The following is an 11733-nucleotide window of genomic DNA, read 5'->3' on the forward strand; positions in this document are numbered from 1 at the left end:
CACCTCCTTTTTAACCTTGTCTTTGTTTATGTTTCGGGTTTTCGCAAATGACCATAACACGGCCTTTGCGTTTAATGATCTTGCATTTTTCACAAATGCGTTTTACAGACGGTCTTACTTTCATGTTGCTGAACCTCCTCTTGCCAATCCTCTTTATTTAAACCGATAAGTAATCCGGCCGCGGTTCAGGTCGTAGGGCGTCAGCTCTACGGTTACCTTATCCCCAGGCAGGATTTTAATAAAGTTCATACGTATTTTTCCGGAAATGTGGGCCAGGATCTCATGATCGTTTTCCAATTTCACACGGAACATAGCATTGGGCAAAGATTCCAAGACAGTACCTTCTACTTCGATTGCATCTTGTTTCGACACTTGTAATGCCTCCTTACCCTTTTACAGCTGCTACCACATCAGCATACACCTTATCGATGGGCTGAGTGCCGTCAATTTCCTTATACACGCCTTCCGTTTTGTAATACGCAATAAGAGGAGCAGTTTGGCTATGGTACGCTTCCAAACGTTTTTTCACAGTGGTTTCTTTGTCATCATCACGCTGGTACAATTCCCCACCGCATTTGTCGCATACATTTTCCACTTTGGGAGGGTTGTATACCACATGATACGTAGCACCGCAGCTCTTGCAGATGCGCCGGCCGGTTACACGGCTGATCAGGTCCTCATCGGGAACACTGATGTTTACCGCAGCGGTCAGCTGGATGCCCAGATTCTTCAGAATCCCATCCAGGGCAACTGCCTGCTCTTTGGTACGGGGAAACCCGTCCAGAATGAATCCTTTGAGACAATCCGGTTGGCTCAGGCGCTCTCTGACGATACCAATGGTAACTTCATCAGGCACCAAACCGCCGGCGTCCATATATTTTTTGGCTTCCTTGCCCAATTCCGTACCATTTTTCACAGCCGCACGGAACATATCTCCCGTAGAAATATGGGGAATTGGGAAATCGGCAACTAATTTTTCCGCTTGGGTCCCCTTGCCTGCGCCAGGAGGTCCCATTAAAAGAATATGCATGTTCTCTCTCCTATTTCATGAAACCTTGATAGTGTCGCATGAGTACCAAGGACTCTACTTGTTTCATCGTATCAAGCGCTACGCCAACAACGATCAATAGGGCCGTACCGCCGAAGTAAACTCCGGAAATTCCTGTGAGCCATACGATGATGTTAGGCATAATAGCAATGAATGCCAGAAAAACAGCACCCGCTAAAGTGATCCGGTTCATCACCCGATCCAGATAGTCCGTGGTAGGTTTGCCGGGCCGAAGGCCAGGAATAAACCCGCCGTACTTCTTGATATTGTCGGACATCTCGGGAATGTTCAGGCTTACCGCCGTATAGAAGTAAGTGAAGAACAGGATGAGCACAATATAAAGTCCTGTCTGCAGCGGAGTGCCCCATGCCAAATAGCTGGCTGCCGTCTGGATCCAGGGGATCTTGATGAACTGCGCAATGGTCACAGGAAACATCAATACGGAAGAAGCGAAAATGATGGGCATAACACCGGCCTGATTCACCTTTAAGGGAATATAGGTGGTGTGGCCGCCGTACATTTTACGGCCCACAATCCGTTTCGCATACTGTACCGGTACCTTCCGGTATGCCACCGTAATTGCTACGACGAACATTACCATCAGCACGGCCAGAACCGCGAAGATCAGTACATTGAAGACATTGACGGTGCCTGCCTGCAAATACCGGCCGATAACAGCCAGCCCGTTGGGCAGACGGGAAATGATGCCTGCAAAGATGATTAAGGAAATACCATTCCCAATCCCTTTTGCAGTAATCTGTTCCCCAATCCACATCAGCAGCAGGGAGCCTGCCGTCAAGGTAATGACGATCATGGCAAACGAGAAGAAGTCAGGATTATTGACTGCTGCCCGTAAGCCGTACGCCATACCAATTGCCTGAATGGCACCCAGACCAACCGCCGCATAGCGGTTGACTTTATTGATTTTCTTTGCTCCTTCCGCTCCCTCTTTGGACCATTCTTCCAAAGTCGGGATCACCACTGTAAGCAGCTGCGTGATAATAGACGCATTGATGTAAGGAGTAATGCTCATAGCAAATATAGAGAATTTACTAAGTGCACCGCCGGAGAACAGATCCAGTAGACCGAACAGGTTCCCATTGTTGAATAACCGTTCGATCATGGCTGCGTTAACCCCCGGAACGGGAATTTGCGTTCCAGCCCTGAATACTATGAACATCGCAAGGGTAAATAATACTTTCTTTCGGAGTTCCGTAGCCTTCATCAGGTTATCAAGGGCTGAAGCCAATTAGATCACCTCTACTTTACCGCCGGCAGCTTCGATCTTTGCCTGTGCAGTTTTGCTGAAGCCCATAGCTCTTACGGTAACCTTTTTGGTTACTTCGCCATTGCCCAGCACGCGGATGCCGTCACGGATATTTTTAACCAGACCGCATTCAATCAGGGAAACAGGATCGATTACAGCACCGTCGTCAAAGCAGTTCAGTACATCCACATTGATTTCAGTGTAATGCTTACCGAATTTATTGTAGAAACCGCGTTTCGGCAGACGCAGGTATAACGGCTTTTGACCACCTTCGAAACCAGGACGCTTTACCCCGCCGCTACGGGATTTCTGTCCTTTTTGGCCTTTGCCGGATGTTTTGCCCAGACCGGAACCAAGACCGCGGCCTACACGGACGCGAGCTTTTTTGGAACCAGGAGCGGGAGCCAATTCATGCAAATACATTTGCAGCCCTCCTTGTTAAGCCTTGACTTCTTCTACTTTAACCAGGTGGCTCACTTTATGGAGCATACCTTGCAAAGTGGAATTGTCTTCTTTTACTACGCTGGTGTTGATCTTACCCAAGCCCAAAGCTCTCACGGTTGCGCGTTGGTCTTTCGGATAACCGATTAAGCTACGGGTCAGCGTGATTTTTACTTGTGCCATCATGCTACCTCCTTAGCCTAATAACTCTTCAACAGTTTTGCCGCGCAGGGCAGCAACTTCTTTAGCGTTCTTCAGGTTTTCCAGACCTTTCAACGTAGCGCGAACCACGTTGTTGGGGTTGGAAGTACCCTGGGATTTCGTCAGGATATCACGCACGCCGGCCAGTTCCAATACGGCACGAACAGGGCCGCCGGCAATAACACCAGTACCTTCGGAAGCCGGTTTCAGCAGAACTTGGCCTGCGCCAAAGATGCCGATAACTTCGTGGGGAATGGTGGTTCCTCTCAGAGGAACAGTGATCAGGTTCTTTTTGGCATCATCCACACCCTTGCGGATTGCTTCAGGAACTTCGGCAGCTTTGCCCAGGCCCATGCCAACATGACCATTTTCATCACCAACAACAACCAAAGCAGAGAAGGAGAAACGACGTCCGCCTTTTACGACCTTAGCTACGCGGTTGATGAAGACTACTCTTTCTTTGAAGCCATCATCTTGTTTTTCGTAATTAGCCACTCTAATGTCCTCCCTCTGTTAAAATTCCAGACCGGCTTCGCGGGCTGCTTCAGCTAAGGCTGCCACGCGGCCATGGTACAGATAACCACCACGGTCGAATACAACAGTTTTAATGCCTTTTTCCAGGGCTTTTTGAGCGATTTCAGTACCAATCGCTTTGGCAGCTTCAATGTTGCCGCCGTAGTTTTCCTTGTTGCCTTTTTCTACGGTGCTGGCGGAAACCAGAGTTTCACCAGTAACATCATTGATGATTTGAGCATAGATGTTGCTCAGGCTGCGATATACATTGAAACGGGGTTTTTCAGCCGTTCCTACAATATTTCTCCGCATACGCAGATGCCGTTTTTGGCGAGCTGCGTTTTTATCTTTCTTGTTCAGCAAGAGATTCACTCCTTCCTTCTAGAAATTATTTCTTGCCTTTGGCGCCCGCTTTACCAACCTTACGGATGATATGTTCGCCAGCGTATCTGATACCTTTGCCCTTGTAGGGTTCGGGAGCACGCAGGCTGCGGATTTCAGCAGCAACAGCACCGACTTTTTCCTTGTCGATACCGGAAACTACGATTTGGCTCGGTACGGGAACTTCGAAGGTAATGCCTTCGGGAGGATCCATTACGCAGGGGTGGGAGAAGCCCAGGTTAAAGCTGATTGCTTTGCCTTGCTTCGTTGCACGATAGCCAACGCCTTGAATTTCCAGGGATTTGGAATAGCCTTCCGTAACACCAATGATCATGTTGTTGATCAGGGTCCGGGATAAGCCGTGGAGGCTGCGATGTACTTTATCATCGCTGGGACGAGTCACAGTGATGACGCCGTCTTTCAGTTCCACGGTCAATTCTTTACTGATCTGACGGCTCAGTTCGCCTTTAGGTCCCTTAACGGAGACCAGGTTATCTTCTACCGTTACCGTTACCTTATCAGGCACAGTAATGGGAGTTTTTCCGATTCTTGACACTTATAAGCACCTCCGGTCCTTTAGGATTGATCTTACCAAACGTATGCGACAACTTCGCCGCCCAGTCCAGCCTTCCGGGCTGCTTTATCAGTCATCATGCCCTTGGAAGTGGAAATTACTGCAATACCCAGGCCGCCCAAAACGCGGGGCAGTTGGTCTTTTTGCGTGTAAACTCTCAAACCGGGTTTGGAGATACGTTTGATGCCGGAAATAACTTTTTCCTTGTTAGGACCGTATTTCAGCTGTACACGGATCACATTCTGATGTTGTCCGGGAACGACTTCGAAATCTTTAATGAATCCTTCGCTCTTCAAAATTTCTGCAATGGCAGTTTTAATTTTGGAGCAGGGGATTTCAACTTTATCGTGATGCACCGAGTTGGCGTTACGAATTCTCGTAAGCATATCGGCAATCGGATCAGTCATAGTCATTTACAAATACCCTCCTTCCTTGTAATCCGCTCTTACCAGCTTGCCTTCGTTACACCGGGAATAGCGCCTTCGTAGGCGTATTTCCGGAAGCAAATACGGCAAATGCCGAATTTACGCATGTAAGCGTGCGGTCTGCCACAAATTTTGCAGCGGTTATATTTACGAACCTTGAATTTCGGTTCAGCTTTCCATTTTTCGATCAATGCGGTCTTTGCCACGGTTTTCCCTCCTTATGCCCCAAACGGCATACCAAGAAGCTTCAGCAGTTCTCTGGCTTCTTCGTCGGTCTTAGCAGTAGTAACAATGATTACATCCATGCCGCGAACCTTGTCGACCTTATCATAGTCGATTTCAGGGAAAATCAGCTGTTCTTTCAAGCCGATGGAATAGTTGCCGCGGCCGTCGAAGGACTTGGGGTTAACACCTCTAAAGTCACGTACACGGGGAAGGGCAATATTCATGAATTTATCCAGGAACTCGTACATCCGGCTGCCCCGCAGCGTAACTTTTACGCCGATAGGCATGCCTTCACGCAGTTTGAACGCAGCGATGGATTTTTTAGCTTTGGTGATAATGGGCTTTTGACCAGCAATCATGGTCATGTCTGCTACAGCAGAATCAATAGCCTTGCTGTTGGTCACAGCTTCGCCACAGCCGATGTTCAGTACAACTTTTTCCAGTTTAGGAATTTCGTTGACGTTTTTATAGTTGAATTTTTCCATTAAGCCTTTAACAGCTTCGGAAGTATATTTGTCTTGCAGTCTCGTTGCCATCTGATATCCTCCTTTCCCACAAATTATTTGTCGATTACTTCGCCGCATTTTTTGCAGGCTCTGACGTATCCTTCGCCTACAGCTACTTTCTTAATGCGGGTGGGTTTCTTGCAGGACGGGCATACCAGCATTACGTTGGAAACACTGATCGGTGCTTCTTTGGTAACAATGCCGCCCTGGGGGTTGCTTTGGGAAGGTTTCGTATGGCGCTTAACTTCGTTGACGCCTTCTACAGTAACCTTGGATTTCTTCGGGAAAGCAGCGATTACTTTGCCTTCCTTGCCTTTATCTTTACCAGCCAATACCACAACGGTATCGCCTTTTTTAACGTGCAATTTTACGGCCTCAGCCATGTCTGCAACACCTCCTTATTGTGCTTGTTCTTAGAGCACTTCCGGTGCCAGGGAAATGATCTTCATGTAGTCTTTTTCACGCAGTTCGCGGGCAACAGGTCCAAAAATACGGGTGCCCCGCGGGGTCTTATCATCTTTAATCAAAACGGCTGCGTTTTCATCGAAACGGATGTAAGAACCATCCGGACGACGGGTTCCCTTTACGGAACGAACCACAACGGCCTTTACAACTTCACCTTTTTGGACAACGCCACCGGGTGTAGCATCCTTAACAGAAGCCACAATTACGTCACCAATGTTAGCATATTTACGATAGGAACCGCCTAACACACGGATACACATAATCTTTTTGGCACCGGTATTGTCCCCAACATTCAGCACAGTCTGCTGTTGAATCATGGTTTACCTCCCTTGCCAAGCAATGCTCAGCAGTATCACTTATTTCGCCCGTTCTACGATTTCTACAACGCGCCAGCATTTATCCTTAGACAAAGGACGGGTTTGGGTAATCTTCACAGTATCGCCAATATGGGCATCATTGTTTTCGTCATGAGCTTTTAATTTAATGGTATGCATTACGCCTTTTTTGTACAGAGGATGCTGTACCAAACGTTCGATAGCCACAACAACGGTTTTCTGCATCTTGTCGCTAACGACCTTACCAGTACGCGTAACACGCATATTTCTCTCTTCAGCCACGGAATTTTCCTCCTTCGCTTAGGATTAACTCGGATTAGGAGTTAATTTCGCGTTCCCGTTGGATAGTTTTGATCTGGGCAATGGACTTCTTGACTTCTCTGATTTTCATCGGATTTTCCAATTGTCCGGTTGCCATCTGAAAACGCAAGTTAAACAATTCATCTTTTAAGCCTGCCAGCTTCGTATCCAACTCTGCAACAGACATTTCTCTAATTTCTGTAGTTTTCATTAAGCTTCACCACCTACTCCATTTTCACGCGCGGTGACTTCGGCATCCAACTGAGCTTTGGTTACGAAACGGCTCTTGATCGGCAGTTTGTTGCCAGCAAGACGCATAGCTTCTTTAGCAATGTCTTCCGTTACACCGGCCATTTCGAACATAACCCGGCCCGGTTTCACCACTGCTACCCAGTATTCAGGAGAACCTTTACCACTACCCATACGGCTGCCAGCGGCTTTGGCCGTTACAGGTTTGTCAGGGAAAATCTGGATCCATACTTGACCGCCACGTTTGATGTAACGGGTCATTGCAATACGGGCTGCTTCAATCTGACGGTTGGTAATCCAAGCGGGTTCCAGTGCAACCAGACCAAATTCACCATGAGCAACTCTGTTGCCACGCATTGCACGGCCTTTCATGCGGCCTCTATGTTGTTTACGATGCTGTACTCTCTTCGGTAATAACATTATTTCGCCCCTCCTTCTTGCGCTTCAGGAGCTTCTTTTTTCACAGTTCTGGTAGGCAGAACTTCACCTTTGTAGATCCATACCTTTACGCCGATACGGCCATAAGTGGTATGAGCTTCTGCAGTCCCGTAGTCGATATCGGCACGCAGGGTGTGCAGAGGAATGCTGCCATCACGGTAGCTTTCGGTACGAGCAATTTCAGCTCCGCCCAGACGGCCTGCGCATTGGATTTTGATACCCTTTGCACCCAGACGCATGGTACGGCCAACGCACTGCTTCATGGCACGGCGGAAAGCGATCCGGCGTTCCAGCTGGGAAGCAACGTTTTCAGCAACCAGAGTAGCATCCATATCCGGGGATTTAACCTCGATGATGTTGATGTCCAGCTTGCTGTCAGTCAGCTTAGCCAGGTCTTTCTTCAGCAGTTCGATGTTGCTGCCTTGGCGACCGATTACGATGCCCGGTTTAGCAGTATAGATGCTGATGCGCATCTTTTGTTCCGTTCTTTCGATGGTAACCCGAGAGATACCAGCTTGGAATTGTTTATCTTTAATGAAGTCACGAATCTTGATGTCTTCCAAAAGATTTTTTTGATAGTCTTTGTCGGCGTACCACTTAGAATCCCAATCAGCAATAACGCCCACTCTGAAACCATGTGGATTAACTTTTTGCCCCACTATTCATTCCCTCCTTCTGTCAGGATGTTATTTTTCTGCAACAGCCACGGTCACATGGCTGGAACGTTTCAGGATCTTGAAAGCCTGTCCACGAGAACGCGGATGAATTCTCTTCATGGTAGGGCCCTGATCAACGAAACAGCTGGAAACAACCAGGTTGTCAACGTTCATGTCGAAATTATGTCCAGCATTGGCAACAGCGGAACGCAGAACCTTTTCAATAACCTCAGAACCAACCTTCGGGGTGAATTTGAGGATTGCAAAGGCTTCGTTTACGGACTTGCCGCGGATCAAATTGATTACGATACGCAGTTTGCGCGGTGCAATGCGGATGTATTTAGCAACTGCTTTAGCTTCTTCCATCTATATTATCCTCCTTCCCCTTCTTATTTAACGGCTCCGGCTTTATCGCCATGGCCCTTGAACAAACGGGTGGGAGCGAATTCGCCTAATTTATGGCCGACCATATCTTCGGTAATATATACAGGCACATGTTTCCGACCGTCGTGAACGGCGATGGTGTGGCCCAAAAATTCAGGGAGAATGGTAGAGCTGCGAGACCAGGTTTTAATAACTTTCTTTTCCGAAGCAGCGTTCAGCGCTTCAACCTTCTTCAGCAGACTAGCTTGGACATAAGGTCCTTTTTTAACGGATCTGGACACTCTTTATGCCTCCTTTCAAAAAGCTCTATTATTTCGTTCTACGTTTCAGGATCAGTTTAGAAGACGCCTTCTTAACCTTACGGGTACGAGTACCAAAGGCGCTCTTGCCCCAAGGAGTAACAGGACGCTTACGACCAACAGGAGAGTGGCCTTCACCACCACCATGCGGATGGTCGTTCGGGTTCATAGCAACACCGCGGTTGGCAGGACGAACGCCCATCCAACGAGAACGGCCAGCTTTACCCAAAGTCAGGTTTTCGTGGTCCAGGTTGCCGATCTGACCGATGGTAGCACGGCAGTTAATGTGTACCTGACGCAGTTCACCAGAAGGCAGACGCAGCAGAGCGTAGGAACCTTCCTTAGCCATCAATTGGATAGCAGCACCGGCGGAACGGCCCAGCTGGCCACCCTTGCCGATTTTCATTTCCACGTTGTGAACCATGGTACCCAGAGGGATGTTCAAGAGAGGCAGGGAGTTGCCAACTTTGATATCAGCCTGAGGACCGCTGACAATCACATCGCCCACTTTCAGGCCTTGAGGAGCCAGAATGTAGCGTTTTTCACCATCAGCATAGTTCAGCAGAGCAATGTTGGCGCTGCGGTTGGGATCATACTCGATGGTAGCAACTTTAGCAGGCACATTGTCTTTATTCCGTTTGAAATCGATGATACGATATTGTCTTTTATGACCGCCGCCCTGATGACGAACCGTCATTTTACCGGTGTTGTTGCGGCCGGCATGTTGGTTCAGTTTTACAACTAAAGGGCGATGGGGCTTGTCCGTAGTAATCTCTTCAAAGGTGGACACAGTCATGCTGCGTCTGGAAGGAGAATACGGATTAAAGCTTTTAATAGCCATTGTTTGACCTCCTTAGACGAATTACATTCCTTCGAAGAGCGGAATCGTGTTGCCTTCTGCCAGCTTAACGATTGCTTTCTTATAATCGGAACGCTTACCTTCATATTTACCCATCCGCTTGGTTTTGCCCATAACGCGGATCGTGTTTACATTCACAACCTTCACATTGAAGATAGCTTCAATGGCTTGGCGGATTTCAGTTTTGTTGGCACCAATTGCTACTTGGAAAGTATACTTGTTGTCCTTCATCATGTCGGAAGTCTTTTCAGTAACAATGGGTCTTACGATAATGTCGCGAGGATTAGCAGCCATTATGCGAGCACCTCCTCAATTCTAGCTACGGCATCTTTAGCCAGCAGTACTTTTTCAGCATTCAGGATATCGAATACGTTCAGGCAGTCATTGGACAGAGCCTTTACTTTTTCAATATTCCGGGAAGACTTTTCTACGTTTTCATCCTCACCATCGGTGATCAGCAGAGCTTTTTTGCCTTCTGCTTCGAAGCCTTGCAGCATAGCTACAGCGCTCTTGGTTTTCGGTGCGTCGAAGGTCAGACCATCAACGATTACCAGTTCACCAGCAGCAACTTTAGCGCTCAGTGCGCAGCGGATAGCCAGACGACGAGCTTTGCGGGTCATGGATTTGGCATGGCTCCGGGGAGCGGGACCAAATACGGTACCACCGCCAACCCACAGGGGAGAACGGACGGAACCGGCACGGGCACGGCCAGTACCTTTTTGTTTCCAGGGTTTTCTGCCACCGCCGCGAACCATACCGCGGGTCTTGGTTGCATGAGTGCCCTGACGTTCATTGGCTTGCTGCATAACAACAGCCTGATGAACAACAGCTTCATTGAATTCTACGCCAAAGACGTAGTCCATCAATTCTATTTCTTCACCGGTCTGTTTACCGGTAATATCATAAATTGCTAATTTCGGCATTGAAACGCCCTCCTTTCAATCTTATTTCTTATTTGCTTTGACAACATCGGGGCGAACCGTGTCTCTCAGCAACAGGAAGGTACCAGCGGCACCAGGCACAGAACCTTTAACCATAATCAGGTTACGGTCTGCATCCACTTTAGCGATAGTCAAACGTTGAACCGTTGCACTGGTTCCACCCATACGGCCAGGTAATTTCTTACCTTTGATAACACGGCCGCCAGGACCGGAATGCATAGGACCATTAGAACCGGGTTCACGATGGGACTTGGAACCGTGTTTCATAGGACCACGTGCAAAGTTGTGGCGCTTGATCGTACCAGCGAAGCCTTTACCGCGGGAAACGCCGACAGCATCCACCAGATCACCGGCTGCGAAAATATCAGCCGCAATCTTGTCGCCAACTTTATAATCAGAGGGTTCGGTGAGACGCAGCTCACGCACGTATTTCACAGGAGATACGCCGGCTTTGTCGAAGAAGCCCTTCATGGGTTTGTTTACTTGTTTTTCTTTGATTTCACCAAAACCGAGCTGCAGGGCATTGTAGCCGTCGCTTTCTTCGGTCTTGTTTTGCAGCACGACGCAGGGGCCCGCTTCTACAACAGTAACGGGAACCAAAGTACCGTCAGCTTCAAAAATTTGGGTCATGCCTAATTTCTTGCCTAAGATTCCTTTAGCCATATTCGCACACCTCCTTACGCTTTGATCTCAATATCTACACCAGCAGGAAGATCCAAGCGAGTCAGTGCATCGATCGTCTTAGCTGTAGGTTCCAGAATGTCTACCAGTCTCTTGTGGGTTCTCATTTCGAACTGTTCACGGGAGTCTTTGTTGACATGAGGAGAACGCAGAATCGTATAGATGTTCTTTTCGGTAGGCAGCGGAATCGGGCCGGATACTTGAGCACCGGTACGTTTTGCCGTCTCTACGATTTTGGAAGCACTTTGATCCAGTGCTTTGTAGTCATACGCTTTCAGGCGTATACGGATTTTTTGAGTCTTTGCCATTGATAATTTCCTCCATTCGCCACGTTTCTAAGAACGGACATACTCAGCAAAAGTTCCCTTCTTGACCAGGCAGGCCAGAAGCCATCTTCTGCCTCATCGCGGGCCCATTAAACATAAGAATATGAGGGGCTTTGGCCACGCCCCTCATATGGGCTTACATCATTCATCGGATAAACCTTGCGGATTAACCTTCGATTTCGGTAACAACGCCAGCGCCTACCGTATGGCCGCCTTCGC

General features: G+C 48.2%; 25 protein-coding genes. All 25 read right to left on the reverse strand.

Features of this window, described 5'->3' with window-relative positions; genetic code table 11:
- Window positions 1-10 precede the first annotated feature (10 nt).
- From rpmJ to rpsJ, 25 genes are read right to left on the reverse strand one after another with little or no spacing between them, the layout of a single operon-like run.
- Window positions 11-124, reverse strand: a complete 114-nt coding sequence (rpmJ, locus tag DW089_RS08495; RefSeq protein ID WP_009015366.1) for a 50S ribosomal protein L36 — start codon at window positions 122-124, stop codon at window positions 11-13.
- Between the two features lie 29 nt (window positions 125-153).
- Window positions 154-372, reverse strand: a complete 219-nt coding sequence (gene infA, locus DW089_RS08500) for a translation initiation factor IF-1 (RefSeq protein WP_009015367.1) — start codon at window positions 370-372, stop codon at window positions 154-156.
- 13 nt (window positions 373-385) lie between these two features.
- Window positions 386-1030, reverse strand: coding sequence for an adenylate kinase (locus DW089_RS08505; protein ID WP_105326376.1), 645 nt, complete (start codon window positions 1028-1030; stop codon window positions 386-388).
- Between the two features lie 10 nt (window positions 1031-1040).
- Window positions 1041-2297 carry a preprotein translocase subunit SecY gene (gene secY / locus DW089_RS08510; protein WP_105326377.1) on the reverse strand — a complete coding sequence of 419 codons (1257 nt, stop codon included), beginning with the start codon at window positions 2295-2297 and terminating at the stop codon, window positions 1041-1043.
- Entirely contained in the window at window positions 2298-2738 is a 441-nt protein-coding gene (rplO, locus tag DW089_RS08515) for a 50S ribosomal protein L15 (RefSeq protein ID WP_105326378.1), read from the reverse strand.
- Between the two features lie 15 nt (window positions 2739-2753).
- Complete coding sequence (gene rpmD, locus DW089_RS08520) at window positions 2754-2939, reverse strand: 50S ribosomal protein L30 (RefSeq protein WP_105326379.1); 186 nt, start codon at window positions 2937-2939, stop codon at window positions 2754-2756.
- A gap of 12 nt (window positions 2940-2951) precedes the next feature.
- The gene (rpsE, locus tag DW089_RS08525) at window positions 2952-3452 is read right to left on the reverse strand and encodes a 30S ribosomal protein S5 (RefSeq protein WP_105326380.1); all 501 of its coding nucleotides are present in this window, start codon (window positions 3450-3452) and stop codon (window positions 2952-2954) included.
- Window positions 3453-3470: 18 nt separating this feature from the next.
- On the reverse strand, window positions 3471-3833 hold the full coding sequence (rplR, locus tag DW089_RS08530; RefSeq protein WP_105326381.1) for a 50S ribosomal protein L18: 363 nt from the start codon (window positions 3831-3833) through the stop codon (window positions 3471-3473).
- Window positions 3834-3858: 25 nt separating this feature from the next.
- A complete protein-coding gene (gene rplF / locus DW089_RS08535) occupies window positions 3859-4407 on the reverse strand; it encodes a 50S ribosomal protein L6 (protein ID WP_105326382.1) in 549 nt (182 codons plus the stop codon).
- 32 nt (window positions 4408-4439) lie between these two features.
- Complete coding sequence (gene rpsH / locus DW089_RS08540) at window positions 4440-4838, reverse strand: 30S ribosomal protein S8 (RefSeq protein WP_105326383.1); 399 nt, start codon at window positions 4836-4838, stop codon at window positions 4440-4442.
- 32 nt (window positions 4839-4870) lie between these two features.
- Window positions 4871-5056 carry a type Z 30S ribosomal protein S14 gene (locus tag DW089_RS08545; protein ID WP_012939249.1) on the reverse strand — a complete coding sequence of 62 codons (186 nt, stop codon included), beginning with the start codon at window positions 5054-5056 and terminating at the stop codon, window positions 4871-4873.
- 12 nt (window positions 5057-5068) lie between these two features.
- On the reverse strand, window positions 5069-5611 hold the full coding sequence (rplE, locus tag DW089_RS08550; protein WP_105326384.1) for a 50S ribosomal protein L5: 543 nt from the start codon (window positions 5609-5611) through the stop codon (window positions 5069-5071).
- Window positions 5612-5634: 23 nt separating this feature from the next.
- On the reverse strand, window positions 5635-5964 hold the full coding sequence (gene rplX / locus DW089_RS08555) for a 50S ribosomal protein L24 (RefSeq protein WP_105326385.1): 330 nt from the start codon (window positions 5962-5964) through the stop codon (window positions 5635-5637).
- 30 nt (window positions 5965-5994) lie between these two features.
- The gene (gene rplN, locus DW089_RS08560; RefSeq protein ID WP_105326386.1) at window positions 5995-6363 is read right to left on the reverse strand and encodes a 50S ribosomal protein L14; all 369 of its coding nucleotides are present in this window, start codon (window positions 6361-6363) and stop codon (window positions 5995-5997) included.
- A 39-nt stretch (window positions 6364-6402) separates the two neighbouring features.
- On the reverse strand, window positions 6403-6663 hold the full coding sequence (gene rpsQ / locus DW089_RS08565; protein WP_105326387.1) for a 30S ribosomal protein S17: 261 nt from the start codon (window positions 6661-6663) through the stop codon (window positions 6403-6405).
- 34 nt (window positions 6664-6697) lie between these two features.
- A complete protein-coding gene (gene rpmC, locus DW089_RS08570) occupies window positions 6698-6892 on the reverse strand; it encodes a 50S ribosomal protein L29 (protein ID WP_105326388.1) in 195 nt (64 codons plus the stop codon).
- Entirely contained in the window at window positions 6892-7350 is a 459-nt protein-coding gene (gene rplP, locus DW089_RS08575; RefSeq protein WP_105326389.1) for a 50S ribosomal protein L16, read from the reverse strand. Before rplP ends, rpmC begins: the two co-directional genes overlap by 1 nt.
- On the reverse strand, window positions 7350-8027 hold the full coding sequence (rpsC, locus tag DW089_RS08580; RefSeq protein WP_105326390.1) for a 30S ribosomal protein S3: 678 nt from the start codon (window positions 8025-8027) through the stop codon (window positions 7350-7352). Before rpsC ends, rplP begins: the two co-directional genes overlap by 1 nt.
- Before the next feature lie 27 nt (window positions 8028-8054).
- Window positions 8055-8390: a 50S ribosomal protein L22 gene (rplV, locus tag DW089_RS08585; protein ID WP_118287102.1), complete on the reverse strand. Its 336-nt coding sequence runs from the start codon at window positions 8388-8390 to the stop codon at window positions 8055-8057.
- Window positions 8391-8413: 23 nt separating this feature from the next.
- Window positions 8414-8689, reverse strand: coding sequence for a 30S ribosomal protein S19 (gene rpsS / locus DW089_RS08590; protein ID WP_105326392.1), 276 nt, complete (start codon window positions 8687-8689; stop codon window positions 8414-8416).
- 28 nt (window positions 8690-8717) lie between these two features.
- Complete coding sequence (gene rplB / locus DW089_RS08595) at window positions 8718-9548, reverse strand: 50S ribosomal protein L2 (RefSeq protein ID WP_105326393.1); 831 nt, start codon at window positions 9546-9548, stop codon at window positions 8718-8720.
- 21 nt (window positions 9549-9569) lie between these two features.
- Window positions 9570-9860 carry a 50S ribosomal protein L23 gene (rplW, locus tag DW089_RS08600; protein WP_105326394.1) on the reverse strand — a complete coding sequence of 97 codons (291 nt, stop codon included), beginning with the start codon at window positions 9858-9860 and terminating at the stop codon, window positions 9570-9572.
- Window positions 9860-10489, reverse strand: coding sequence for a 50S ribosomal protein L4 (gene rplD, locus DW089_RS08605; protein WP_105326395.1), 630 nt, complete (start codon window positions 10487-10489; stop codon window positions 9860-9862). Before rplD ends, rplW begins: the two co-directional genes overlap by 1 nt.
- Before the next feature lie 21 nt (window positions 10490-10510).
- A complete protein-coding gene (gene rplC / locus DW089_RS08610; protein WP_105326396.1) occupies window positions 10511-11170 on the reverse strand; it encodes a 50S ribosomal protein L3 in 660 nt (219 codons plus the stop codon).
- A 14-nt stretch (window positions 11171-11184) separates the two neighbouring features.
- Window positions 11185-11496, reverse strand: coding sequence for a 30S ribosomal protein S10 (gene rpsJ, locus DW089_RS08615; protein ID WP_012939263.1), 312 nt, complete (start codon window positions 11494-11496; stop codon window positions 11185-11187).
- Window positions 11497-11733 lie beyond the last annotated feature (237 nt).

The organism is Acidaminococcus sp. AM05-11, assembly GCF_003472805.1.
GTDB classification, from domain to species: Bacteria; Bacillota; Negativicutes; order Acidaminococcales; family Acidaminococcaceae; genus Acidaminococcus; species Acidaminococcus hominis.

What these genes read in the sequence shown, in the direction of transcription:
- rplE (WP_105326384.1), bottom strand. Translation starts at nt 5,611, where the DNA reads ATGGCAACGAGACTGCAAGACAAATATACTTCCGAAGCTGTTAAAGGC.
- rpsJ (WP_012939263.1), bottom strand. Translation starts at nt 11,496, where the DNA reads ATGGCAAAGACTCAAAAAATCCGTATACGCCTGAAAGCGTATGACTAC.
- rpmJ (WP_009015366.1), bottom strand. Translation starts at nt 124, where the DNA reads ATGAAAGTAAGACCGTCTGTAAAACGCATTTGTGAAAAATGCAAGATC.
- rpsH (WP_105326383.1), bottom strand. Translation starts at nt 4,838, where the DNA reads ATGACTATGACTGATCCGATTGCCGATATGCTTACGAGAATTCGTAAC.
- DW089_RS08505 (WP_105326376.1), bottom strand. Translation starts at nt 1,030, where the DNA reads ATGCATATTCTTTTAATGGGACCTCCTGGCGCAGGCAAGGGGACCCAA.
- rplV (WP_118287102.1), bottom strand. Translation starts at nt 8,390, where the DNA reads ATGGAAGAAGCTAAAGCAGTTGCTAAATACATCCGCATTGCACCGCGC.
- rplC (WP_105326396.1), bottom strand. Translation starts at nt 11,170, where the DNA reads ATGGCTAAAGGAATCTTAGGCAAGAAATTAGGCATGACCCAAATTTTT.
- rplD (WP_105326395.1), bottom strand. Translation starts at nt 10,489, where the DNA reads ATGCCGAAATTAGCAATTTATGATATTACCGGTAAACAGACCGGTGAA.
- rpmC (WP_105326388.1), bottom strand. Translation starts at nt 6,892, where the DNA reads ATGAAAACTACAGAAATTAGAGAAATGTCTGTTGCAGAGTTGGATACG.
- rplX (WP_105326385.1), bottom strand. Translation starts at nt 5,964, where the DNA reads ATGGCTGAGGCCGTAAAATTGCACGTTAAAAAAGGCGATACCGTTGTG.
- rplP (WP_105326389.1), bottom strand. Translation starts at nt 7,350, where the DNA reads ATGTTATTACCGAAGAGAGTACAGCATCGTAAACAACATAGAGGCCGC.
- rplO (WP_105326378.1), bottom strand. Translation starts at nt 2,738, where the DNA reads ATGTATTTGCATGAATTGGCTCCCGCTCCTGGTTCCAAAAAAGCTCGC.
- rpmD (WP_105326379.1), bottom strand. Translation starts at nt 2,939, where the DNA reads ATGGCACAAGTAAAAATCACGCTGACCCGTAGCTTAATCGGTTATCCG.
- rplB (WP_105326393.1), bottom strand. Translation starts at nt 9,548, where the DNA reads ATGGCTATTAAAAGCTTTAATCCGTATTCTCCTTCCAGACGCAGCATG.
- rplW (WP_105326394.1), bottom strand. Translation starts at nt 9,860, where the DNA reads ATGGCTGCTAATCCTCGCGACATTATCGTAAGACCCATTGTTACTGAA.
- rplN (WP_105326386.1), bottom strand. Translation starts at nt 6,363, where the DNA reads ATGATTCAACAGCAGACTGTGCTGAATGTTGGGGACAATACCGGTGCC.